This window comes from Nocardiopsis terrae, assembly GCF_014651695.1.
GTDB classification, from domain to species: Bacteria; Actinomycetota; Actinomycetes; order Streptosporangiales; family Streptosporangiaceae; genus Nocardiopsis; species Nocardiopsis terrae.
Map to the genome: position 1 here is coordinate 246,009 of NZ_BMXJ01000001.1, position 23,721 is coordinate 269,729.

The following is a 23,721-nucleotide window of genomic DNA, read 5'->3' on the forward strand; positions in this document are numbered from 1 at the left end:
AGGAAACTCACCCGAACGGCGACGAGCCGGTTTCCCCGACGGGCGAGCCGTACGGCCTCCGGTACCGGAGGACTCTCCCGGGGGCGGGGCAGGCGGCTCGCGGCTCTCCGGGCCCGGGCGCCCGGGCCCGGAGAGCCGCGGACGAAGCGGGAACGCCTGACTACTTGGAGTAAGCAACCAGCAACAACATGCAATAATGGCGTCTCCGAAACCATCCCGCCGTGCGTCGAGGAGAGTCCCGTGAACCCGGCCCGATCGTTCGTCGCCCTGACGATGAGCTCTCTGCTCCTGCTTCCGCTGGGGACCGCGGCCGCCTCACCGGCCTTCGCGGCCCCGCACGAGGGCGTGGTCAGCGAACAGCCCGTCCAGTGGACCCCGCACGTCCTGGACGGGGCGGTCAAGGACATCCTCCGCCTCGGCGACACCGTGGTGGTGGCCGGGGACTTCGACCGCGTCTCCGATGCCGACGGAAGGCGCACCCACGACCGGCACAACCTGTTCGCGTTCAGGCACGGCAGCGGCGAGGTCCTCCCGGGCTTCACCCCGGCCGTGGACGGCACCGTCACCTCGCTGGCGGCGGGGCCCGACGGGACGGTGGTCATCGGCGGCGGCTTCGAGCGGGTCAACGGTGCGGACAGCCGGGGCGTCGCACGGATCGACACGGCCACCGGGAGGGCCGTCAGGGGGTTCGACGCCTCGGTGGACAGCGGGAAGGTGCACCGGCTCACCGGCGGCGGGGACCACGTCTACCTCGGCGGGGACTTCTCCGGGGTCAACGGCCAACGGCGCACCGGGCTGGCCCGGATCGACACCGCCACCGGGCGGGTCGACCCGGACTTCGCCCCGACCCTCGCCGAGCAGCGCCGCGGCAGCCTGCGCGTCCAGGAGCTCGCGCTGAGCCCGGACGGGAAACGGCTCGCCATCAACGGAACCTTCACCGAGGTGGAGGGGCTGGACCGCTACCAGATCGCCCTGATCGACACCGCGACCGCGGCCCCCACGGCCTGGTCGACCTCCGCCTACGAGGCGTCCTGCGACTACTCGGCGATGCACACGTACATGCGGCAGATGGCGTTCTCCCCCGACGGCTCCTACTTCGTGGTGGTGACCGCGGGCGGCCCGAAGATGAAACCCGGCCTGTGCAAGGCAACGGCCCGGTTCGAGAACAGCGACACCGCGGACTCCGAGCCCACCTGGACCAACCTGACCGGCGGGGACTCGCTGTACTCGGTCGAGGTCACCTCGTCGGCCGTCTACGTGGGCGGCCACCAGCGCTGGATGGACAACGAGCAGGGCGCCCTGAACCCGGGCCCCGGGTCGGTGGCCCGGGAGGGCGTCGCCGCGGTGGACCCCGGCACGGGGCGGGCCCTGCCCTGGAACCCGGGGCGCTCCCGCGGCCACGGCGTGGAGGCGCTGCACGCGACCTCCGACGGCCTCTACGTGGGCAGCGACACCGAGCGCCTCGCCGACGAGTACCACGCGCGCCTGGGGATGTTCCCGGCCCCGTGAGGCCCTCCCGGCCGGACCGGGGCCGGGAGGGGCGGCTCCGCGGAAAGCGGGGCCTGCCCGTCCGTCAGTTCCTGGCCTCGGCGGCCCCGGTACCCTCCGCGGCAGCGGCCCCGGCGCCCTCGGCGGGGGCGGCCTCGGACCCCTCCGCCCCCCGGGCCTCCAGGAGCTCGTCCTGGATCTCGTCCTCGCGGGCGGCACCTCCGGAGAGCCGGGTGCCCACCGCCCTGTCCTGGCGCTTCTTCGACCAGTCGACGACCGACGCCGACATCTGGTCGCGCCACTTCGAGAGCAGGACGTAGGAGGCGAGGCCGCTGACCACCCACGCGAGGATCAGCGCGACCCACGACCTCGCGCCGAAGAGGTAGACGACTCCGAAGGCGCCCGCGAACAGCGCCAGGCGGGCGGCGGTGTAGGTCAGCCAGCTACGCATCAAAAAGCCTCACAACAGACGATTACCTGCACTAGATTGGTCGGCGCACCCGCCCGCGCATGATCACGCATGTGGTCGGCCGAGTCGCACGACCACGGTCGAAGGGATGGCGTTCCGCATCAGGCAGCCCTTACCTCCAGGTTAAGGGTGTGCCTCCGTCGGCGCGCACCAGGGCGGGGTGTGTTCCACCGCAGGCCGGACCGGGCGTGATCGTCATCGGATTCGGATAGTCATGGGATGTTTCCAATCCCGACAGCAGGGCCCGAACATCACGTTCCGATCACATATCTCCCACTCCTCCCCCCAGCGGAGCAATTTCTCCGAAAACTAGGGAGGAAACGGACCAACTCGTGCACACTAGGGGATCAAACGCCCGCCGCCCCCTCAGTCCAGGCGGGCACGATTGGGGGAATGTGAAGGTGGAACGAGCAAGCGAACGCCTGTTGACCCCCGGGGAAGTGGCCTCACTCTTCCGGGTTGATCCCAAGACCGTCACCCGCTGGGCCGCCTCCGGGCGAATCAGCAGCATTCGGACGCCCGGCGGCCACCGCCGTTTCCGGGAGTCCGAGGTACGCGCCCTCCTGCTCGGAGAGCCGAGCGAGAGTACCCCCTGACCGACCGGCGTCCGACACGCCCCCGACGGCCCCGGACCCGACGATCCGCGCGGTCTCCCGCACCTCTGGGCAGGCGCACCCGGCTGTGCGGAGTCGACAGCAAGAGTAGGCTGGAAGCATGGTGTGGCTCGGTGGCCTGATCACGCTCGTATCGATCGTTCTGTGGGTGTACGCGTTCTTCGACGCGTTGACCACCCCTGCCCAGGAGGCTCGGAACCTTCCGAAGGTCCTGTGGCTGGTCGTCATCGCACTGTTCATGCCCGTCGGCTCGATCCTGTGGCTCTTCCTCGGCCGTCCGCGCAGGCCCGCCTCCGTTGGTGGCACGCCCTCTCCGGAGCAGGCCGCGTCCGTGGACGACCTCGACCCGTCAGACTTCGCCAAGCCCTCGGACAGCCCGCACCCGCTCGGCCCCGACGACGATCCGGAGTTCCTCCGACGCCTGAACCGTCGGATCGACCCGGAGGAGTAGTCCACGCGGTACCGCCGAACGGCATCTGCTGAAGGGCTTCGCAAACAACAGACGGTGGGGCCGTACCCGGGCGGGTACGGCCCCACCGCCGTTCCCGGGCGGGACCCTTGGAGTCGGGGGCGCCCGGCCGCCGGACCGGGGGCTACAGGAGCCCGGCCCCCACCGACCGGGGCAGCCCCCGGACCGCGTGCACCGGCTCCACCTCGTCCACCAGCTGCGGCACCCAGGTCAGTCCGGTCCCGAGCTGGTCGTCCGGCCGGAGGGCGTTGTGCTCGGCGACCAGGTCGACCGGGGTGAGCCGTCCGGACCCCTCGGTCAGCAGGACGTTCCCGTGCTCCACGATGTCGGTGCCGCCCCAGTTGCGCAGCAGCTCACCGGCCCCGATCCCGTCGTGGAGGTCGAAGAGGTTGTTCTCCGCGTACAGGTGCGACTCCTTTCCCACCCCCAGGCTGTAGCCGAAGTGCTCCGGGTCCCGGACCGTGTAGTAGTTGTTGTGCACGTGTACCTGGCCGTAGCGCACACGCGGCGCCCGCTCCCCCAGGCCGTCGAAGTGGTTGTGGCGCCAGGTCACCCGCAGGTAGCCCCGGTCGGTCGTACGGCCGTCGCTGTTGCCCAGCAGCATCGCCTTGTCCCGACCCTCGAAGTGGTTCCGGGAGACCGTGACGAGGTCGGTGGCCCGCACGATGTCGAGCAGGCCGTCGTGCACCTCGTACTTGCGGCCGAAGTACTCGGGAAGTTCGCTGCCGGGGTTGTCGCCGTCGTCGAAGGTGTTGTGGTCCACCCACACGTTGGTGGATCCGGAGACCTCGACCTGGTCGTACTCGGAGTTCCAGTTGCCGCCGCCCCCGTCGCCCGGGTCCCAGCCGGGGAAGCAGTCGTGAGCGTCGGAGAAGGTGAGGTTGCGCAGGATGACGTTGTCCGCGTTGTGGACCCGCAGGTTCATCCCGGTGATGGTGGCGTCGTCCCCCACCCCCACGATGGTGGTGTTGGAACCGACCGCGACCCGGATCTGTTCGGCCTGGACGGCCGACGAGGCGGCCCGGGCCTCCTCCAGCGGGCCCTCGGGGTCCCTCCAGCCCCAGGTGTCCGGGTCGTACTCGGCGAGGTAGTCCTCCTGGGTGTAACCGTCCACCGCGTAGTCCTCACAGCTCAGGGCTGTCCCGTCCGGGGCGGTGTTGGCGTCGATGACGCCCTCGACGTAGACGATCACCGGGGTGTCCCCGTCCCGCTCACCCACCGCCGCGCGGAACTCCGCCAGGGTGGAGACCCGGTGGACGTTCTCCGGGGACGCCTCGGAACCGCCGGTCGTCCCGTTGCCCGCCGACCCCCAGCCGTCGCCCTCGGACAGGGTCTGGCGGCCGATGCCGCGGGGGTCGTCGACGGGGTCCGCCGCGGCCGGGGCGGCGGTGGTGGCGACCAGTGCGGCCGCCAGGGCCAGAGGTGGGACGAACCTTCGCATCTGTCTGCTCCTTGGTCGGGGGTCCTGAGCACATACCTGCAAACGTTTGCAAGTATCTCTCCGCATTTGTCACCCCCGTCAACCCTCTTTCAGCCGCGTTTCGACTGGAAAAGAAGGAAAAACAGTCGTTGAGCCAGCAGGAATGACAAACAGGACGTATGTCGACCGGGCTGACATCCGACAAACGATTGCCGTATTGTCGAGGCAGCGAGAACAGTCGGCGGAACGGAGGCCCCGGTGGCCGTCACCATCAGGGACGTGGCCCGGGTGAGCGGGGTGCACGTCTCCACCGTCTCGCGCACCCTCTCCGCGGCCCACCTGGTCAGCCCGGACACCCGCGCCCGGGTGCTCGCGGCCGCGGACGCGCTCGGCTACCGGCCCAACCGCGCCGCCAGGGCCCTGTCCACCAGCAGGACCGGCAACCTCGGGCTGATCGTCGCCGACATCGCCAACCCCTTCTTCCCGCCGCTGGTCAAGTCCGCCCAGGCCCAGGCCAGGGAGCGCGACTACCACGTCTTCGTCGCCGACACCGACGAGCGGCCGGAGGTGGAGGAGGAACTGGTCCGGTCCATGGCCAAGCAGGTGGACGGTGTCCTGTTGGTCGCACCGCGGCTGGCCAACCGCGTCATCGCCGAACTCTCCCGCGAGCTCCCGCTGGTTGTCGTCAACCGACGGCTCCGCGGGGTCCCGGGGGTCCTGATGGACGTCGGTTCCGGTGCCCGACAGGCCCTCGATCACCTCCTCGGGCTGGGCCACCGGGAGATCGCCCTGGCGACGGGGCCGCACACGGCCTGGACCAGTCGGGAGATCGAACGCGCCGCCGAGGGGCTCGCCGCCGAACGGGGGGTGCTCCTCCAGCGGATAGGCCCCAACCCGCCGACGGAGGAGGGCGGCCGGTCCGCCGCCGAGGAGGTCGCGGCCAGCGGGGCGAGTGCCGTGCTGGCCCACAACGACCTGATGGCCTTCGGTCTGGTGCGGCAGGCTGCCGGGCTGGGCCTGTCGGTACCCGGGGACCTGAGCGTGGTCGGCGTGGACAACAGCCACGTGGCCCAGTACTGCAGTCCGGCCCTGACCACGGTGGAGATGCCGGTGTCGGCCGCCGGGCGCGGAGCCGTCGACCTGCTGCTCCAGGCCGTGGGGGCCGGGGACCCCCCCGGGACTGTCTCGTTGGAGACCGGTCTGGTCGTACGCGAGTCGACCGCGCCGCCCCGAGGGGTCGGCGCGGTCGACTGAGTCCGTGCGGCCCGGAGGACTACGCGTAGGAGTGCAGGCCGCTGAACATGTAGTTCACGGCGAAGAAGTTGAACATGACGGTCAGGAAACCGATCACGTTGATCCACGTCGCCTTCGGACCGCGCCATCCACCCGTGGCCCGGGCGTGCAGGTATGCGGCGTAGACCACCCAGGAGATGAAGGACCAGACCTCCTTGGGGTCCCAGCCCCAGAACCGGCCCCATGCCTCGTCGGCCCAGATGGAACCGGCGATGACGCCGAAGGTCCACAGCGGGAAGGCGAACAGGATGAACCGGTGCGAGATGCGGTCGAGCAGCTCGGAGCTGGGCAGGCGACCGGCGATACCGGCGACCTTCTCTCCCAGGGCGCGCCTGGCCTCGGCCCGGTGCGCGACGAGATAGGTGACGCCCGTGACACCGGAGACCATGAAGGCCCCGCCCGCGATGATCACGGCGGTCACGTGGATCGGGACCCAGTAGGAGTGGAGCGCGGGGATGAGCGGGCCCGGGTCGACGTACAGCCAGCGAACCCCGATGCCCAGCAGGAGCAGCACCGGGACGAGTACGAAGGCGCCGAGGAAGCGGGCCTGGTAGCGCCAGGAGGCGTAGAGCAGCGCGCCGACGGCCACCAGGCACATCGCCACGACGAACTCGAACATGTTGCCCCAGGGCCAGCGGCCCGCGGCCAGCCCCCGGGTGACGACCTGCGCGACGCTGAACGCGAAGCCCAGCGCGGTCACGCCCAGGGCGATCCTGCCCAGAACGCTCTGGGAGGCCTGGGCCGTGCCCTCCGAGGTGCGGACCTCGACCTCGATGTCGCCGTCGTCGGCGTTCTCGACGGCCCCGGCGCCCACCGGCATGAGCCGGCCTGCCCTGAGCCTGGTGCGTCGTCCGTAGGCGGCCTCGATGGCGAAGAGGAACAGTGCGGCCGCGTACGCCACGATCATCGCGATGATCAACGTGTCACTGGCCGACGCCATCGTTTCGTCCACCGGTCCGGCGAGTGTGTACGTCACCGGTCACTCCCTCTTGTCGTCGACTCTGGCGGGTCGGATGGTGTGCGGGGGTTGTCGTCGGACTCGCTCCGGAGCCGTCCGGCAAGCTGTTTGGTGATCTCGTGGAACTCGGAGTTGTCACCGGCCGCCTCGGTTTTGCCGAGCCCGGCCAGCTCCACCCGGGTGCGGCCGTCCGCTCCCCGCGTGGCGCGCACCCACACCCGGCGCGGGCGCACGAAGAGGGTGAGGAGCAGACCGGCCACGGCCGTGGTGGCCGCGCCCAGGGCGGGCAGCCGGGCCCCGTCCCGGTTGCTCTGGAGGGTGGCGTACTGCTTGTAACCCTTGAAGGTGACCGAACCGGCCTCCTCGGGCAGTTCCCAGGTGTCGCCGACGGCCATCACGGGTGATTCGCCGAGCTCCTCCATCCCCGTGGTCCGGAGCTGGTAGACCGACTGCGGCTCGGACATCCCCAGGTCGCCCCGGTAGGCCTCCAGGGTCACCGCGGGGTTCTCCGGACCGGGGAAGGTCGAGGTCAGTTCGCCCTCGGCGTCCTCGGCGGCCGTGGGCAGGAAGACCCCGACGAAACCGATCTCCTCGCCGCCGGTGTCCGGGACCTTGATGACACCGTCGGAGGTGTAGCTCCTGGTCTCGCGGTGCAGGAACGGGACCGCCTGGTCGAAGACCACGTCGCCGTCGGCGTTGCGGACCTCGAACTCCGGGGCGTAGCCGTGCCCGAGCAGGTAGACCTGGACGCCGTCCACGCTCAGCGGGTGGTTCACCTCCAGTCTGTGCTGCCGCTCCGGCTCCCCGGGAGCCTCCGTGTAGGTGACCTCGGCGACGTAGGACTCGGCCTGCCCGCGCAGGTCGCCCTCCTCGATGAAGCTGGCCTCGAAGCTGTCGAGGTGCATCGTGAAGGGCTCGAACTGGTCGGTGTCGGTCCAGTGGCCCGGGTAGACCGCGTCGTAGGACGGCAGCGTGTTGGCGAACCCGTCGCCCTCGACGATCAGCATGTTGCCGCGGTAGCCGAAGAACGCCCCGGCCGCGAGGGCCAGCAGCAGGGCGAGCAGGGCGAGGTGGAACAGCACGTTCCCGACCTCGCGAAGGTAGCCGGTCTCCGCGGAGACCGAGTCGCCGTACCGTTCGGTCCGGTACCCCCTGAGTACTCCGCCGACCCGCTCCAGCGCTGTCTCGGGTGAGGCGTCGGTGCTGAACCGGGCCACGTAGGGCATCCGGCCGAGGTTGCGCGGGGTGGGCACCGGCCGCGCCCGGACCGCTTTGGCGTGCACGAGGGCGCGTGGGAGCACGCACCCGGCCAGGGAGACGAAGAGCAGCAGGTAGATCGCGCCGTACCAGGGCGAGGAGAAGACGTCGAAGAGGTAGAGGCGGTCCAGCCAGGGCGCCAGCTCCGGGTTCTCCCGGAAGTAGGCGTTCACCTCGTCGACGCTGACCACGTTCTGCGGCAGGATCGAGCCCGGGATCGCCCCCAGCGCCAGCAGGAAGAGCAGGATCAGGGCGGTGCGCATCGAGGTGAGGGTGCGCCAGACCCAGCGCGCCCAGCCGATGGCGCCCAGGCCCTTGGGCCGGTTCCCGGGGGGCTGCTGTCCCCCGGACGTGTTCTCCGAGTTCTCGGACGTGGTCGTGGTCAAGTCAGATCACCGTCTGGAAGTTTGCGGCCCAGCCCTGCATGGCGGTGGTCATCTGCGTCCAGAGGCCGGTCACCATGGCGAGGCCGACCAGGACGAGCATGACACCGCCGAACACCGTGACCGTGCGGGTGTGGCGTTTGAGCCATCCGAACGCGTTCAACGCGCGCCGGTAGAGCAGCGAGGCGAGGATGAACGGCAGGCCCAGCCCGACGCAGTAGACGAGGGACAGGAGCATCCCCCGGCCCGCGCCCCCCTCGACGAAGGCGAGCGTCTGGACGGCGGCCAGGGTGGGACCGATGCACGGGGTCCAGCCCAGGCCGAAGAGGACACCGAGCAGGGGCGCCCCGGCCAGCCCGGCGCGGGGCAGGCGGTGGAAACGGAACTCGCGGCCGAACCCCGGCAGGAGGCCCATGAAGGCCAGGCCGAGGACGACGGTGAGCGCACCGAGCACCCGGGTGACGGGGTCGGTGTAGTCCATGAGGAGGTCGCCGAGCCAGCCGATGAACCCGCCGACCGCGACGAAGACGAAGCTGAAGCCCGCGATGAACAGGACGCTGCCGGTGACCATCGTCCACCGGCGCTGCGCGAGCTCGGCGTCGATGTCGGCGACCGTACGGGTGGCCGCGGCACCGCCCCCTCCGGCCGCGGTGCTCTCCTCCCGTTCCCGGACCTGGGTCCCGCTCATGCCGGACACGTACGACAGGTAGCCGGGGACGAGCGGGAGCACGCAGGGGGAGAGGAAGGAGACCAGTCCGGCGGCGAGGGCGAGGGGCGCGGCGAGGAGGAGGGAGCCGGTCAGGACGGTGGTGCCGATCGGGTCCATCAGTCGCCGTCCCCGTCCGGAGCACCGTCGGCGGCGTCCTGGTCGGTCTCGTCGGCGGTCTCCGGGGCCTCGTCGGCGCCTTCCCCGGCGCCGCCCTCGCCGTAGCCCTCGCCGTAGCCCTCCTGCTCGGAGACGCGGGGGCGCTCCTCGGGGTCGCCGAAGGCGAACTCGACCACCAGCGGGTCGAGGAGACCGGTGAGCTGGCCGTAGGTGGTGGGGCCGATGACGCGGGCGGCGATGTTGCCGTCGGGGTCGATGACCAGGGTGCTGGGGATCGCCCGGGGCGGGACGGTGTCCCGGAAGGCCTGCGGGATCTCTCCGGGCTGGTCGTACAGGCTCGGGTAGGGCACGTCCTTGTTGTCGGTGTAGGCCAGCGCGGCGGTCTCGTCGTCCTTGATGTTCACACCGAGGAAGTCCACCCCGAGGCCGCCGTACTCGGTGTACACCTCGTCCAGGACGGGCTGTTCGGCCCGGCAGGGGCCGCACCAGCTGGCCCACACGTTGAGCACGAGGATCTCGCCCGAGTAGTCGCTCAGGGAGATCTCGCCGCCGTCGAAGGTGGTCCCGGTGACGTCGGGAACCGCTTCGCGCTCGCCGGTCTCGAAGACGGTGGCGCTGCCGTCACCGGAAATGAACCGGTCCTCCTCGCCGCCGGACTCGATCTCGTTGCCTCCGGCGCAGCCGGACAGGGCGAGGACGGCGGCCAGCGCCGCGGCCGACAGGCGCGGCACGGCGCGGCGGCGTCGTGTACCTGCGCTGGTACTGGGCATCGAGGGAACCTCGCGAACGCGGTGTGAACAGGGCGGACTACAACAACGACAAAGTGTAGTAGATGCCCTGGGGACCGCTCGGCCGCCCCGGCGCAAGGGCGCGGAGCAGCACTCGGCGAAGTGGACCCCTTACGGGGGCGATGTCGGGGAGTCACCGCCCCCTGATGATCGGCGGACCGGGCGCTGGGCGTGTGAGCCCCGCACCCGGGTCCGGCCCGGCCCTGTCAACCAGCCTCGACGAAAGCCTCGCGGAGGTAGTCGTGCACGGCTCGCTCGGGTACCCGGTAGGAACGCCCCACACGGATCGCGGGGAGAACTCCCGAGTGCACCATTCGGTAAACGGTCATCTTGGACACACGCATGATCGTGGCGACCTCCGCCACGGTCAGGAACCTGACCTCTTCGAGAGGCGGCTTGCTCCCGTTCATCTTCCGACGCCCTCATTCCCGGACGTGAGCATTTGTCTACCGTTCAGCCCTGGCGTGCCCGGCAGTGGTTGGGCGACCCCGGAAACTGTGCCCGTCCCACCGACACGCCAGCGTGTCGTGCTGTCACTACTGACACGTCCGTTTTCAGAGTAGAGCCGAGTTCCCGTCTACGGAAGGTCGTTCGTGCTGTCTTCAGCGCCATACGTTGACCACGGGTCAGATGAGGTTTAACGGTGGGTATAAATGGTCGGCCCTACTCAGACAAGGCCCGCGCGGGCCAGGACGTAATCGCGCAGAGGGGCATAGTCCTCGGGCAGATAACCATCGTCCAAAGGCACCGTGACCAGTAGTTTCCCCTCGTGCTCGGCGAGAAAGAGCGCGGGGTCGTTGCAGTCGGCGAAGCCCATCGTGGGCACCCCCGCCTCCGCCGCGGCCCCCGCGAACCCGTGGTCCGCGATGACCAACTGCGGCCATGGCTCGTCCCGATCGGCGAGCTCCGCCAGGATGGCCCGCATGGCGAAGGGGTGGTGGCTGTGCCGGGGGAGGTGCCCGTCCGTCACCAGCGCCACCTCGTCCCGCCAGACCACGATCCGGCGGTTGGGGGGCCGTTCCGTGGTCACCTCGTAGGAGTAGCCCCCCGCCGCGGTGATGACCTTGCACCCGCGGCCGGACAGGGCGTCCTTCCAGTCCCGGTAGGTCTCCCGGAGGTTGCGGGGGTGGCCGGTGGCGAACATGACCGTCTCCTGGCGCTCGGCGGCCAGTGCGAACCGGTCCGCGAGGGCCTCCAGGGCGTCGATGGTCAGGTCCGGGTCGATCGTGTCGATCCCCCAGACGTACTCCTCGTCCCCCACCACACCGCAGCGCTTGTTCATCAGGGCGAGGACCTCCGAGACGGTCCAGTCCTGGGAGAAGGTCAGCCCGAACTGGTGGTACGGGTCCTTCTGCACGAGTCTCCGGTAGTGACGCAGGTTGTTCTGCCGTGGGGTGTCGACGTGCCCCGCAATCCCCGTGCGAACCAGATAGGTGATGAGTTCAGCGCGTGTCGGCGGCGTCACCTGCGTTCCCCTTCCTCGTCAGCGCGGCGAGCTTCGTGAAACGCCGCGCGACCGCCACGACGTCGACTCCTGTTCGCCCGGTATTCATCCTCTTCCTACCCGCTGAACGCGCGCCACGCGGCGATCTGGGATATTTCACCGGGGTGTGACCGGGCGGGCCGCTCCGACGCCGCCCGGGGACCCGGTCGGGGGCCGACCCGAGCGGACTCAGAGGGTCGGGTCGATCCCGTGGCTGGGGAAGACGGCGGTGCGGGTGGCGTGGATGGCCCGGTCCACGGGGTCGCCGGGGTCGTACCCGCGCTCGAAGGGGGTGAAGGAGACCTCGCGGCCGTCGGTCATGTAGAGCGGGGCCAGTTCACCGGTGCGCCGGCGCACGAAGTCGCGCCACTCCTGCGGGGTCTCCCGCTCCGGGTCCACGGGGGAACCCGCGGCCTCGGCCAGCAGATGGGTCCAGGCCCTGGGGACTACGTGGACGAGGCCGTAGCCGCCGCCCCCGAACAGCAGCCAGCGACCGCCCGCGGTCTTGCGCGCCAGCCTGTGCAGCTCCTCGTAGGCCCGGCGCTGGCCGTCCACGCTCAGCGTCAGGTTGGCCAGGGGGTCGAGGGCGTGGGTGTCACAGCCCTGCTGGGTCACCAGGATCTCGGGCTGGAACTCGTGCAGAAGAGGCGGGACGACCGCGTCGAAGGCGCGGTGCCAGCCGGTGTCGCCGGTCCCGGCGGGCAGGGCGACGTTGACCGCGTACCCCTCCGCGCCCGGTCCGCCGACCTCCGAGGCGTGGCCGGTGCCGGGGAAGAGGGTCGCCGGGGACTCGTGGAGGCTGATGGTGAGGACCCGCGGGTCGTCGTAGAAGGCATTCTGGACGCCGTCGCCGTGGTGGACGTCCACGTCGACGTAGGCGACGCGCTTGGCGCCCTGTTCCAGGAGCCAGGCGATGGCCAGCGCGGGGTCGTTGTAGACGCAGAACCCCCACGCGTTGCCGTGCATGGCGTGGTGGAGGCCGCCGGCGATGTTGGCGGCGTGCGCGCTCTGGCCGGTCCACACGGCCTTGGCGGCGGCCACCGAGGCGCCGGAGATCAGCGCGGAGGCCTCGTGCATGTCACGGAAGACCGGGTTGTCCGCGGTTCCGAGCATGTGGGCGTCGTCCGGTTCCAGGGTCCGGCCCGCCCGTTTGACCGCCTCGACGTAGGAGGGGTCGTGCACCAGGGAGAGGAGTTCGTCGGAGGCCGGTTCGACGTCCAGCAGGTCGACCCCCGCCCCGTCGAAGACCCCGAGTTCGCGGCTGAGCGCCATGGTCAGCTCGACTCGGATCGGTGCCATCGGGTGCTGCGGACCGAAGTCGTAGGCGGTGAGTCCGTCGTCCCATGCCACCCGAAGCGAGCAGGACGTGCGCCCTCCCATGTGGTGACCCCCGTTCCAGGTGTGCGTGCTCCGAAGCACACAGTACGCAAGGCCGCGGCGGGGGCAGGACGCCGGGGCGTCCGATCTCCGGGGGAGGGGCGGGGCCCCGGCGCGAAGGGGTGCTTCACGCCGGGGCCCGGGCCGTGGTCCGCCGGCGCCCCACGGGGCCGACGGGGAGGAGGGGTCGGGTCAGTCCGCCTCACCGCGGTAGAAGCAGTCCGCGTAGGTCTCCCCGGCCTTCATGTCGACGTCGCCGTGCAGGGGGCGGTCGAACAGGTTCTCGGTCGAGCCGATCACGATCCGGTACTTGCCCGGGTCCAGCGTCAGGTCCATGGCGTTGGGGTCGCTCATGCAGGAGGTGTCGGTCGGCGGGGAGGAGACGTCGCAGTCCTCACAGGGCTCGATGATGACCTCCCCGTGCACCGCGTCCGGGCCCACGTAGAGGAAGCGCATCTCCTCGTCGGTGTAGTTCACGTACTCGACGGAGACCTTGTCGCCGCCGCCGGTGCTGTAGGCGGCCGCGTCGAGGTCGCTCTCGCCGAGAAGGACCGCGGTGTCCATCTCCTCCTCGATCCGGCCCGCACCGACGTGCCGGACCAGGTCCTCGACCTCGTCGGCCTCGTGGTCCGGGTACTCGGCGGTGAGGAAGTCCGCGCGCGCCTCGGCGTCGTCGAAGTCGCCCGCGTCGACCTGGGCCCAGCCGCACTTGAGGGCGGCGTCGGGGCGCTCCTCCTCGATGCGGTCGGCGATCTCGGGGGCCGCGTCCCAGCTGAGGTCGTCGAACATCCCGATCTGGTCGGAGGCCGAGCACCAGCTCTCCGCGGAGTAGTCACCGGTCGCCAGGTCGTACAGGTCGTTCAGGGCGGCGGGGACCTCGGCGGCGGCCGGGGTGTCGGAGAAGTCCTCGGCGACGAAGGCGTAGGTCTCCTGGGCCTGCCGGAAGGTCTCCCTGACCTCCTCGGTCACCTCGCCGCTGTAGAGCTCGTCGGCGTCGGCCGCGAGCTGGGAGGCGTAGTCGAGGTGGATGTCGGCGATGCTGCCGTCGGTGTCCTCCCAACGGGAGGCCTCGTGGGCGAAGTAGTCGCTGTAGGACTCCAGTGCGTGGTCGAAGGCCTCGTTGTCCACGTCGGACTGGGCCCGGCTCAGGATCTGGCAGGCCTCACTGCCGGAGCGCGCCCGGTCCATCAGCGACGGCGACATGGAGAGCTGGAAGCCGCTCTCCACCTGGCCGTAGACGTCGATGGCGGTGTCGCAGTCGCCGCGTGCGTGGGCGGCGTCGGCCACGCGCAGCCGCCACTCGCCGGTCTGCCAGACGCCGAGGAGCGAGACGGCCATCACCAGGGCGAGGCAGGCCGCCAGCACGAGCGTCACGGGTTTGGCCGGGGGCTGTTCGCCCCGGGCCAGGAGGCGCCGGTCGTGGGCCCGGCCCGCGAAGAGGCCGTGGACGGCCGTGATCAGGATCCAGACCAGGATCGCCGGGGCCCAGATGAGCAGGTCGTCGGCGGCGCCCATGATGGCGGCGGCGACCAGCAGGCCGAGGGTGACGGCCAGGTTGATCCCGAAGAACACCCAGCTGCGCAGGTAGAAGTAGCCCGCGCCGACGCCGGACAGGTTCATCAGGGCCGCACGCAGACCGGACTTCGACTTGAAGAGGCCGAGCGGGGGCAGGGGCGGCGGTGGCGGCGGCCCGCCGAACTGACCCGGGGGCGGCGGACCGCCGGGGGGCATCCCGCCCGGGGGCATACCGCCGGGAGGCATTCCGCCCGGGGGCGGGCCGAACGGCGGGTTCGGCCCCGAGGGGGGTCCGCCGGGAGGCGGCCCGCCGAACTGACCCGGGGGCGGCGGACCGCCCGCGGGGTTTCCGCCGGAGGGGGTCCCGCCGGGAGGCGGGCCCGCCGGGGGCATGCCGCCGGGGGGCGGGCCCCCTGGTGGCGGTCCGCTCGGGGGTCCGCTCGGCGGCGGCCCGATCGGCGGTTGACCGCCGGACGGGTTCTGGGGTGCGGGACCGCCTCCCGTCGGGGCGCCCCCAACGGGACTCTGCGGGCCGCTCGGGACATGGGGCGGCGTGGCGGGAGGCCCGGATTGTCCGGGCTGGTGGGAAGGGTCCGAAGGGGGTTGAGGAGTTGTCATGGGGCCCCGGAATCAGGAGGATGCGAACACGTACACAGGAGAGGAGACAGGAGGGTCAGCCCCCTCTTATTCCGACTTTATGCACCTGGTGTGACGCGGCGTCCGGCGCCCCATGACCATCACGGCTGGAAATTTCTGTGTGACATGCATCACGAGAGCCGTGGTTCAGCTCTCGGAGAGCGCCCTGCTCCGGTCCCGGGCCGCCTCGATCGCGTCGGTGAAGGCGGTACGCACCCCGTGTCGTTCCAGTTCACGTAGGGCGGCGGCGGTGGTGCCCCCCGGAGAGGTGACGGCTTCCCGCAACACCACCGGGTGCTCGCCCGAACCGTCGAGCATGGCCGCGGCTCCGGTCATCGTCTGACCCACGAGCTGCTGCGCAGTGACACGGGGCATACCCATGGCGACCCCGGCCTCGATCATGGTCTCGGCGATGAAGTAGAAGTAGGCCGGCCCGCTGCCGGAGATGGCGGTGACCGTGTCCATGTGCTGTTCACCGACCCGGAGCACCTCGCCGACCGCGCCCAGCAACTCCTCCGCCCGGTCCAGGTGGGCGGCTTCGGTGTGGGCCCCGCCGGAGACGGCGGTCATCCCCCTGCCCATGAGCGCCGGGGTGTTGGGCATCGCGCGCACGACCGGCACCCCCGGGTGCAGGTGACTCTCCAGGACGACCGTGGTCAGCCCGGCGGCCACCGAGATGACCAGGTGCTCACGGCCCAGATGCGGGGAGATGTCGTCCAACAGGGCGAGCATGTCCTGCGGTTTGAGGGCCAACAGCAGGGTGTCCGCCCGTTTGGCGGCGTCCTGCGCCGGAACCGTCTCGATCCCGTAGCGGCCGCGCAGCTCCCGCGCGTGCTCCGCGCGCGGCTCCGTGACGAGCACGTCCTCCGGTGTGTGGCCCTTGGCCAGCAGCCCGGCGAGCAGCGCCTCGCCCATCTTTCCTGCACCGATGATCGCGATCATGTGGGGTCCTCTCTGCGGATCCCCTCCACGCTAGCCCCCCGGCCCCGGGGAACGGACCGGTCGTCCCAACCACTGGACAACCGGCCGACCGGGGTGTCAGCCCTGGTCGACCGAACCCTCGTCGTCAGCCGCTCCCCCGGGGTCCACCGAGAAGCGCCGGGGCGGCGACTGGGGCCGCCTGCGGAGCAGCGCGATGCGCTCGCGGCGGCCCTGCACGGATTCGGAGCCCGGAGGCCCCTGGGCGAAGTGCAGCCGGGTGAAGGCCAACGCCTCGGCGAGTTCCCGCATGCGCGCCTGGCGGTCGGGGGCCTTGCGGGTGCTCACCTCCAGGACGAGTTGTCCCTCGTAGCCGTTGCCCGCCAGGTGTTCGAGCAGCTCGGCGACGGGCTGGCTGCCGCGGCCGGGGATGAGGTGCTCGTCGAGGTTCTGCCCGCCGAGCCCGTCGGCGACGTGCACGTGGGAGAGGCGGCTGCCCAGTTGTTTGGCCATGTCCATCGCGTCCGATCCGGACATGGCGGTGTGCGAGAGGTCGAGGGTGACGTCGGGGTAGTCGCGGTCGAGCGGGTTCCAGCTCGGTGCGTAGGGGACGACCTCCCGGTCACGCACCCGCACCGGGTACATGTTCTCCACGGCGAAGATTACGTCGGTCTCCTCCTGCATGCGGGCGACGCCGTTCTCGAAGTCACGGGCGTACTCGCGCTGCCAGCGGAAGGCCGGGTGCACCACGATCGTGCTGGCGCCCAGGGCCTCGGCCATCTCCTTGGAGCGGACGAGCTTGCCCCAGGGCTCCCGGCCCCACACGCGCTGGGTCAGTACGAGGCAGGGCGAGTGGACCGCGGTGACGGGCATCTGGTGGTAGTCGGAGAGGCGCCGGAGGAGTTCGGTGTCCTGGCTGGTCGGGTCGGAGGAGACGAGGACCTCGACACCGTCGTACCCCAGTTTCGCGGCGATCTCGAAGGCCGCCGGGGTCTTCTCCGGGTAGACCGACGCCGACGAGAGGACCACGGGCGCGTCTGGGACCTGGATAGGGCTCACGGGAACCAGACTATGCGCTTCACGGCTCCCCGGGGCGTCCGCCCGGGTGAACGTGGCGTGGCGGGCGGCCCCTCTTCCCCTCCCTCCGGGGGCCGGCGCGGCAGAGGGGGACGGCCGCCCCCAGGAGCACGGGAGACGGCCGTCGTCAGCTGTCGGGGCGCCTTCGGGCGCCTGTTCGGGGCCGGTTCAAAGACGCACGGCGCCGGCGAGGTTGTAGTGGTTCACGGCCCGTTCGGAGATACTGCCGCCGGAGTTCGGGGCGTCGATCATGCGGCCGCCGCCGAGGTAGATGGCGACGTGGTAGGCGTATCCGCCGCTGTCGGTCCAGTAGAGGAGGTCGCCGCGCCTGGCCTTGGCGTAGCTGACCCGGGTCCCGGAGTTGACCTGGTCGTGGGCGATCCGGGGCAGGCCCACCCCCGCCCGTTTGAAGGAGTACTGCACCAGGCCCGAGCAGTCGAAGGAGTCCGGGCCGGTCCCGCCCCAGGCGTAGGGCTTGCCCTTCTGGGCCTCCGCGGCGCTGATGGCCTTCTCGACGGTGCTGGAGGAGAGTGCCTGGTGGATCCGCTCGGAACCGCGTGCGCCCTCCGCGGCGACGGGGGCGGCCGGTGCGGGCTGGGCCAGGGCCGGGGCTCCCCCGGCGGCCAGGGCCGCGGCCGCGAGAACGGCGACGGCGAGCACGCGCGGCGTGCGGCGTCGCGACTGGGCGGTTACGGCCTGCCGCCCCGGGTCCGTGGTGGGACGGCAGGCCCGCGTTTGCTCGTGGTGTCGCGGTAGTCGCATGGCGTGGTTCTCCCTGTGTGGTCCGTCGGGGCCGCCCGCGCCGCTGTGACGCGGGTCTCACGACCACCGACCCACCACCATTGGTCACACAGACACCAAGAGTTGTCACTCTCCGTAGCCAAATCGGTATCCAAAGACGGTAAAGCCTGCTTGACTTCGGTAGACAAAACGGCCAGAGAACCACTAACCAACCGCGTACCACCGAGAGCAGTGACCGTGCGCTACGGGACCGGCACCCCCAGGGAGGAGTGGACGAAGTCGGTCGTCGCGGCCATACCGAGGTTGTTCGGGTGGATGGGCGCCCCGTCCTCCGGGATCAGCCCCTCCACCCAACGGGTGTCCGAGCCCTGGCAGACGTCGTGACCGCGTTCGAAGGTGTCGACGAAGACGGCCCCCTGGCCCTGCGCCTCCTCCCTGAGCATCTCGTTGAGCGCGGTCTGGACCTCGTCCAGGAACGGAACGTCACCGCGGGCGATCGGCGTGCTGGGCCAGCAGCCGCCGCTCTCCGGAAGGATCTGGAGGTAGCCGACGCTGAGGACCGTGGCGTTGGGGCTGCGCTCCGCGATGTCCGCGTAGACCCCCGAGACCTCGCTCCGCAGCCCCTCGATCCGCTGGTCCAGCTCGTCTCCGTAGTGGTTCGCGCACGGGCTGCCCCACGGGTTGCGCAGGCTCTGCTTCGCGCACTCGACGAGCACGTCGGAGAAACCGAAGTCGTTGCCCGCGATACCCACCGTGACCAGGTCGGTGTCGGGCCGGAGCGCGTCCAGCTGCGGCGGGGTGTCGTCGAACTGGGCCTCGTAGAGGTGGTCCATCCGCGCACCGGAACAACTCACGTCGGTGATCTCGGTGATCCCCAGCTCCTCCGCCAGGAGCTTGGGGTAGTTGACCGAGGACTGCATACAGCCCAGGAGCGGCATCCGGGCACTGGCGACCATGGGGCCGGCGACGAAGGAGTCCCCGATGGCGACGTAGTGGCCGAAGGCCGAGGCCTGCGCCTCGTCCGCGGCGGCGGGCGCGCTGACCAGGGAAGTTCCCAGTGCTGCCAGGGCCAGCGGGGCCGTGATCCGGGCGAGGCGGCGCAGGGCTCCCGGACGGCGGTCGCTTCGGGTGCTGCGGGAGACGGCGGGGGATCGGCGTGTACGGAACACGTGGGTTTCCTCTCTCCAAGGAGCGGGGGCATCGGAGCGTTCGGACCCGGGGAGTGACTCCCCAGGAAGTCTCTAACACGACCTACGAAAGAAGGGCCCTAACCCGTAGGTAACTTTCCTGTGTCCCGGGCCACCCCTGCCGTGGCAGCGAGAGCTGTCCCCGGCAGCCGTTAGCGTGTCGACCATGGCAAAAGCAGCGAAGACCACGTTCCGGTGCGCCGAGTGCGGATGGAGCACCCTCAAGTGGGTGGGGCGCTGCGGGGAGTGCCAGGCCTGGGGCACCGTCGAGGAGGCAGGCGCTCCCGCGCCCGCCGCCGTCGCTGCCGCCCCCGTGACCTCCCGGGCCCGCCCCATCACCGAGATCAGCGTGGAGAGCGCCGAGGCGGTCCCCACCGGGGTGGACGAACTCGACCGGGTACTGGGCGGCGGAGCCGTCCCCGGCGGTGTGGTCCTGCTCGCCGGAGAACCGGGCGTGGGAAAGTCGACCCTCCTCCTGGAGGTCGCCGCGATGCGTGCGGCCGACGCCCCCGTGCTGTACGTGACCGGCGAGGAGTCCGCCGGGCAGGTGCGCCTGCGCGCCGAACGCCTCGGCGCCCTCTCGGACCAGCTCTTCCTCGCCGCGGAGACCTCGGTGGCCACCCTGGTCAACCACGTGGAGGCCGTCGCCCCCAAGCTGCTGATCGTGGACTCGGTACAGACGATGGTCTCCCCCGAGGCCGCCGGCGTCCCGGGCGGTGTCACCCAGATCCGGCAGGTGACCGGGGCGCTCATCCAGATCGCCAAGGAGCGCGGCATCGCGACCGTGCTGGTCGGCCACGTCACCAAGGACGGTTCCATCGCGGGACCCCGCATGCTGGAGCACCTGGTCGACGTCGTCCTGCACTTCGAGGGTGAGCGCCACTCCCAGCTGCGCCTGCTCCGCGCGGTCAAGAACCGGTACGGCCCCACCGACGAGATCGGTGTCTTCGAGCTCACCGAGAAGGGCATCTTCGGGCTACCCGACCCCAGCGGCCTCTTCCTCACCGAACGGACCGACCCGGTGCCGGGCACCTGCGTGACCGTCGCCCTGGAGGGTCGGCGCCCCCTCATCACCGAGGTCCAGGCCCTCGTCGCGCCGACCCCGCTACCCGCTCCCCGCCGGGCCACCTCGGGTCTGGACACCTCGCGGGTGAACATGATCCTGGCGGTGTTGGAGAAGCGGACCGGGATGAGGCTGGCCAACATGGACGTGTACGCCTCGACCGTGGGCGGCGTGAAGCTGGGCGAACCTGCCGTCGACCTGGCCCTGGCCCTGGCCGCGGCCAGCTCCAGCAACGACGTCGCCCTGCCGAGGGGGTTCATGGCGGTCGGTGAGGTCGGCCTCGCCGGTGACGTGCGCAGTGTGAACGGGGTACGCCGCCGGGTCGCCGAGGCACAGCGCCTGGGCTTCACCGAGGCGGTCGTGCCCCAGCACTTCGGCGACCCGGTCCCGGGCATCCGCGTCCACGAGGTGGAGGAGCTGAGCGAGGCCCTGACCCGGGTCGCGCGGCGCCGCCGCTCCCGCAGGGAGGAGTGAGCGCGGGCGCCCGCCGCTAGAAGTCCAGGACCGCGCCCTTGGCGCTCTTCATGACACAGGCGTTGCTGAAGGTCTCCTCGTACTCCTCCGCTCCGGTGACCCTGGCGGTGACCGGCTGGTAGACCATCGTGCAGACATCGTCCCCGGCCCCCTGGATCCCGGCGATGCCGCCGTGCTCGGCGATGAGGCCGCAGGCCTCCTCTGCGCGGGGGTGGGAGCCCCCGGGCTGGTCACACGTCAGGACGACCGCGCGGTACCAGCTCATACCGGTCTCCTCGCGCTGTTCGGCGGGGGTGTAGAGCTCCAGCTTGTACACGGGGGCCTGCGCGGTACCGGTCCGCGCGGTGTCCGCGTGCCCGGGCGCGGCCAGGGCGAACGAGGCGGCTGCGGCACACGTCAGGACGGCGGCGATGCGTTTCACGGCGGACTCCAGGGTCGGGGAAGCAGAGTTCACTCCGAATGGTAGTCATTCAATGACCAAGGGTCATGACTTTGCGGCAAGCCACCCCGGACACACGAGAACCCAGCCCGGAGACGGGCTGGGTCGGCTCGGGTCGGGTTCTCAGGCCTTGAGCTGGAACACGAGCTGGTCGACGTTCCCGACGTGTTCGCCGTGCAGGTTGGCCTTGTACCAGCCCGGCTGGGCCTTCGCACTGCTCTCCCGGCAGTCGGTGAAGGAGCGTTCCCGCGCCCAGTCGAGGGTGTACTCGTGCGGTCGGCCCTGGCTGAGCTGGCGCTCCTCCTCGGCCTTGCCCTCGACGCAGTCCGCGGAGGAGTAGACCCGGTCGTCGCCGGAGTGAATCCTCAGTTCGATCGCCTCCGGCCCCACGCCGGCGGTACAGGTCTGCTCGGCGACGTTGACCACGGTCACCTTGAAACCGGGGCTGGCGCCGCCGCCGTACACCTCCCGGTCGTCCTCGGCGAAGTCGAAGGTGACGACGACGTCCTGCGGGCGGCACGGGTCCTCGGGGCGCTCGGGAGCCGCAACCTCGCCCCCGTCCTCGCTCTCCGCCTCCCCGGAGCCGCCGCCGGCGTCCTCCCCGCCTTCGGCCTCCCCGCCTTCCGACGGAGAGGGAGAGGGCGAGGCGGACGGGTCCTCCGCCTCTTCCTCCGTTTCGGGTTCGGAGGGCTCGTCCTCCGCGATACTGGGAGAGGCCCCGGGTTCCTCCAGTGCCGCCTGCGAGCCCGTCGGCTCGCCGTCGTCACCGGAGGGACGGCACGCGTACGTGATGAGCGCGAGCACCAGCATCAGACCGGCCAGCACGAAGGCACGCCGCCTCCAGTAGATGTCCTTGCTGACGGGTGCGGGGTGTCCGGTACTTGACGCCATGGGCCGTAGTATTGCGGTTTTGCGCGCCACCCACCTACTCAACCCGCCGATTTCCCGTTAAAGATGAGCGATAACCCTTACAGCACCGCCGTTCTGGCGTGGTACGAGACCAACGCCCGAGACCTCCCCTGGCGTGCGCCGCACGCCTCGCCCTGGTCCATCCTGGTCAGCGAGATCATGCTCCAGCAGACCCCCGTCGTCCGGGTCCTCCCCGCCTGGCAGGCCTGGATGGAACGCTGGCCCACCCCTGCCCACCTGGCAGAAGAGCCCTCCGGCGAGGCGGTGCGCATGTGGAACCGGCTCGGCTACCCCCGCCGGGCCCTGCGCCTGCACGCCTGCGCGGTCGCCATCACCGAGGAGCACGGCGGCGTGGTCCCCGGGGACCACGCGACGCTGCTCTCGCTCCCGGGGATCGGCGCGTACACCGCTGCGGCCGTGGCGAGCTTCGCCCACGGGCAGCGGCACGCGATTTTGGACACCAATGTGCGGCGGGTCCTGGCTCGGGCCGAAACCGGGGTCGAGTACCCGCCGAAAACCCAGACCAAGGCGGAGACCGCTCTCGCCGAGTCCCTCCTGCCGCCGGTCCCCTCGGTGGCGGTCCGCTGGGGCGTGGCCGTGATGGAGTTGGGCGCCCTGGTCTGCACCGCACGTTCACCGCGTTGCGCGGACTGCCCCATCGCCGGGCAGTGCGCCTGGAAGCTCGCCGGGAAACCCGCCTACGACGGCCCGCCCCGGCGCGGACAGACCTACGCGGGCACCGACCGCCAGGTGCGCGGCAGACTTCTCGCCGTCCTGCGCGACTCACGCGAACCGGTCGCCAAGGACGCGTTGGACTCGGTCTGGGACGACCGCGTCCAACGTGAACGAGCCCTGGACGCCCTGGTCCAGGACGGTCTGGTGGACCCGTTGGACGACGGCCGCTACGCACTGCCCGGATGAGACGACCGGTGCGTGTCGGCGGGGACGCTCAGTTCATCCGCTCCTCGAGGGCCCCTGCGCCCTGGGCGTCGAACTCCGCCTGGGTGCCGTCGTAGGCGCCGGTGCACGGCGCTCCGGGTTCCGGGGACTCCTGGCTCTGCTCGTACTCGCGCAGGAAGGCGCCCAGTTCCGGGTCCCGGGGGTCGTCCGTCCTGAGCTGGGCGCCCCAGGCGGAGGCCACCACCGCGGAGGGCAGGCCCTCCATCGGGCTGACCAGGACGTAGGAGCCGGAGAGGTGGTATGCGGCCAGCGCCTCGACCCCGGCCGGGTCCAGACCGGGGTCGTGGGTGATCCAGACCGCACCGTGCTCGAGGGAGTGGACGGCCGCCTCGGTCAGGACCGGTTCGTCGTAGACACCGCAGTTCTGCCAGAAGCCGTAGTGCTCACCGCCCACCGGAGGAAACTGCTCGTAGTCGACGGTCTCTCCGGTGTCCACGTGCTCCCTCGACAGGCCCTCGAAGGTCTCGGTCTCCGAGGCTCCGCCTCCTGCCGCGACGCCGTTACCGGACCCGCCGTACAGCCACACCCCGCCGAGGACCACACCCGCCACCAGGACCAGCGCGAGCACGATGCCGCCGACGATCAGCCACGGCGCCGCGGACCGCTGTTCGGGTGCGGGTCCGGGAACCCCCGGATAACCGTACGGCGGGTAGCCGGGGGGCGGACCCTGCGGTGGGTAGCCGGGGGGCGGACCCTGCTGCGGATGACCGGGCGGCGGACCCTGGCCTCCGGGAGGCCCCTGGGGCGCCTCGTACGCCCCTGAGGGACCGTGCGGGAACGAGGGGCCGGGAGGAGGCCCCTGCGGCGGCTGGGGGCCGCCCTGACGGGGATCGTTTGGATAGGCCACGGACGGCACCCTAGCGTCTCCCGGTCCCGCGGCCCCGACCCGGCCGCCCCGCCCCGGAAACGCCGACGGGGGCACCCCCGAAGGGATGCCCCCGTCCGCACTCGGACCGGTACCGGCGGGTGGCCGGTCA

Annotated in this window: 23 protein-coding genes; 6 read left to right on the top strand and 17 right to left on the bottom strand. The window is 71.0% G+C overall.

The window, feature by feature from the left end:
- The first annotated feature begins 240 nt into the window (after positions 1 to 240).
- Positions 241 to 1,509: a hypothetical protein gene (locus IE195_RS01170; protein ID WP_191266944.1), complete on the top strand. Its 1,269-nt coding sequence runs from the start codon at positions 241 to 243 to the stop codon at positions 1,507 to 1,509.
- Positions 1,510 to 1,573: 64 nt separating this feature from the next.
- Here the strand turns inward: IE195_RS01170 and IE195_RS01175 are convergent, their stop codons facing one another.
- A complete protein-coding gene (locus tag IE195_RS01175) occupies positions 1,574 to 1,939 on the bottom strand; it encodes a DUF4229 domain-containing protein (protein WP_191266946.1) in 366 nt (121 codons plus the stop codon).
- A gap of 413 nt (positions 1,940 to 2,352) precedes the next feature.
- Between IE195_RS01175 and IE195_RS01180 the strand changes: the two genes are divergently transcribed.
- Positions 2,353 to 2,553: a BldC family transcriptional regulator gene (locus tag IE195_RS01180; protein ID WP_017535950.1), complete on the top strand. Its 201-nt coding sequence runs from the start codon at positions 2,353 to 2,355 to the stop codon at positions 2,551 to 2,553.
- 118 nt (positions 2,554 to 2,671) lie between these two features.
- Positions 2,672 to 3,022, top strand: a complete 351-nt coding sequence (locus IE195_RS01185; RefSeq protein WP_191266948.1) for a PLD nuclease N-terminal domain-containing protein — start codon at positions 2,672 to 2,674, stop codon at positions 3,020 to 3,022.
- A 142-nt stretch (positions 3,023 to 3,164) separates the two neighbouring features.
- Here IE195_RS01185 and IE195_RS01190 read toward each other — a convergent pair whose 3' ends face one another.
- Complete coding sequence (locus IE195_RS01190; RefSeq protein ID WP_191266950.1) at positions 3,165 to 4,481, bottom strand: pectate lyase family protein; 1,317 nt, start codon at positions 4,479 to 4,481, stop codon at positions 3,165 to 3,167.
- 237 nt (positions 4,482 to 4,718) lie between these two features.
- Here IE195_RS01190 and IE195_RS01195 point away from each other — a divergent pair, with 237 nt between their 5' ends.
- Positions 4,719 to 5,714, top strand: coding sequence for a LacI family DNA-binding transcriptional regulator (locus tag IE195_RS01195; RefSeq protein WP_191266952.1), 996 nt, complete (start codon positions 4,719 to 4,721; stop codon positions 5,712 to 5,714).
- A 19-nt stretch (positions 5,715 to 5,733) separates the two neighbouring features.
- Here IE195_RS01195 and ccsB read toward each other — a convergent pair whose 3' ends face one another.
- The 12 genes from ccsB to IE195_RS01255 form a co-directional block, all read right to left on the bottom strand.
- Positions 5,734 to 6,729 (bottom strand): c-type cytochrome biogenesis protein CcsB, encoded by a 996-nt coding sequence (gene ccsB, locus IE195_RS01200; RefSeq protein WP_191266955.1) that lies wholly within the window; start codon positions 6,727 to 6,729, stop codon positions 5,734 to 5,736.
- The gene (gene resB, locus IE195_RS01205) at positions 6,726 to 8,354 is read right to left on the bottom strand and encodes a cytochrome c biogenesis protein ResB (protein WP_191266959.1); all 1,629 of its coding nucleotides are present in this window, start codon (positions 8,352 to 8,354) and stop codon (positions 6,726 to 6,728) included. Before resB ends, ccsB begins: the two co-directional genes overlap by 4 nt.
- Before the next feature lies 1 nt (position 8,355).
- Positions 8,356 to 9,177 (bottom strand): cytochrome c biogenesis CcdA family protein, encoded by an 822-nt coding sequence (locus tag IE195_RS01210; protein ID WP_191266963.1) that lies wholly within the window; start codon positions 9,175 to 9,177, stop codon positions 8,356 to 8,358.
- Complete coding sequence (locus IE195_RS01215) at positions 9,177 to 9,908, bottom strand: TlpA family protein disulfide reductase (RefSeq protein ID WP_191268028.1); 732 nt, start codon at positions 9,906 to 9,908, stop codon at positions 9,177 to 9,179. Before IE195_RS01215 ends, IE195_RS01210 begins: the two co-directional genes overlap by 1 nt.
- 263 nt (positions 9,909 to 10,171) lie before the next feature.
- Positions 10,172 to 10,375, bottom strand: a complete 204-nt coding sequence (locus tag IE195_RS01220; RefSeq protein ID WP_013155995.1) for a helix-turn-helix domain-containing protein — start codon at positions 10,373 to 10,375, stop codon at positions 10,172 to 10,174.
- 257 nt (positions 10,376 to 10,632) lie between these two features.
- A complete protein-coding gene (locus IE195_RS01225; protein WP_191266965.1) occupies positions 10,633 to 11,430 on the bottom strand; it encodes a phosphatase in 798 nt (265 codons plus the stop codon).
- 207 nt (positions 11,431 to 11,637) lie between these two features.
- Positions 11,638 to 12,798: an acetoin utilization protein AcuC gene (locus tag IE195_RS01230; protein WP_191268029.1), complete on the bottom strand. Its 1,161-nt coding sequence runs from the start codon at positions 12,796 to 12,798 to the stop codon at positions 11,638 to 11,640.
- Between the two features lie 219 nt (positions 12,799 to 13,017).
- Entirely contained in the window at positions 13,018 to 14,556 is a 1,539-nt protein-coding gene (locus IE195_RS01235) for a DUF1109 domain-containing protein (protein WP_191266967.1), read from the bottom strand.
- A 567-nt stretch (positions 14,557 to 15,123) separates the two neighbouring features.
- Entirely contained in the window at positions 15,124 to 15,918 is a 795-nt protein-coding gene (proC, locus tag IE195_RS01240) for a pyrroline-5-carboxylate reductase (RefSeq protein WP_191266969.1), read from the bottom strand.
- Between the two features lie 96 nt (positions 15,919 to 16,014).
- A complete protein-coding gene (locus IE195_RS01245) occupies positions 16,015 to 16,953 on the bottom strand; it encodes a sugar phosphate isomerase/epimerase family protein (protein WP_191266971.1) in 939 nt (312 codons plus the stop codon).
- 186 nt (positions 16,954 to 17,139) lie between these two features.
- Complete coding sequence (locus IE195_RS01250) at positions 17,140 to 17,733, bottom strand: C40 family peptidase (protein WP_191266973.1); 594 nt, start codon at positions 17,731 to 17,733, stop codon at positions 17,140 to 17,142.
- A 221-nt stretch (positions 17,734 to 17,954) separates the two neighbouring features.
- Positions 17,955 to 18,881 carry an SGNH/GDSL hydrolase family protein gene (locus IE195_RS01255; RefSeq protein ID WP_191266975.1) on the bottom strand — a complete coding sequence of 309 codons (927 nt, stop codon included), beginning with the start codon at positions 18,879 to 18,881 and terminating at the stop codon, positions 17,955 to 17,957.
- A 184-nt stretch (positions 18,882 to 19,065) separates the two neighbouring features.
- Between IE195_RS01255 and radA the strand changes: the two genes are divergently transcribed.
- A complete protein-coding gene (gene radA, locus IE195_RS01260; RefSeq protein WP_191266977.1) occupies positions 19,066 to 20,436 on the top strand; it encodes a DNA repair protein RadA in 1,371 nt (456 codons plus the stop codon).
- A 16-nt stretch (positions 20,437 to 20,452) separates the two neighbouring features.
- Here radA and IE195_RS01265 read toward each other — a convergent pair whose 3' ends face one another.
- Together IE195_RS01265 and IE195_RS01270 are read right to left on the bottom strand one after the other, a co-directional pair.
- Positions 20,453 to 20,890 (bottom strand): SSI family serine proteinase inhibitor, encoded by a 438-nt coding sequence (locus IE195_RS01265; protein WP_229826044.1) that lies wholly within the window; start codon positions 20,888 to 20,890, stop codon positions 20,453 to 20,455.
- A 108-nt stretch (positions 20,891 to 20,998) separates the two neighbouring features.
- Positions 20,999 to 21,766 (bottom strand): hypothetical protein, encoded by a 768-nt coding sequence (locus IE195_RS01270; protein ID WP_225942554.1) that lies wholly within the window; start codon positions 21,764 to 21,766, stop codon positions 20,999 to 21,001.
- A 63-nt stretch (positions 21,767 to 21,829) separates the two neighbouring features.
- Between IE195_RS01270 and IE195_RS01275 the strand changes: the two genes are divergently transcribed.
- Positions 21,830 to 22,705 carry an iron-sulfur binding domain-containing protein gene (locus tag IE195_RS01275; protein WP_191266979.1) on the top strand — a complete coding sequence of 292 codons (876 nt, stop codon included), beginning with the start codon at positions 21,830 to 21,832 and terminating at the stop codon, positions 22,703 to 22,705.
- 28 nt (positions 22,706 to 22,733) lie between these two features.
- Here the strand turns inward: IE195_RS01275 and IE195_RS01280 are convergent, their stop codons facing one another.
- Complete coding sequence (locus tag IE195_RS01280; RefSeq protein ID WP_229826045.1) at positions 22,734 to 23,591, bottom strand: thioredoxin-like domain-containing protein; 858 nt, start codon at positions 23,589 to 23,591, stop codon at positions 22,734 to 22,736.
- Positions 23,592 to 23,721: the final 130 nt, after the last annotated feature.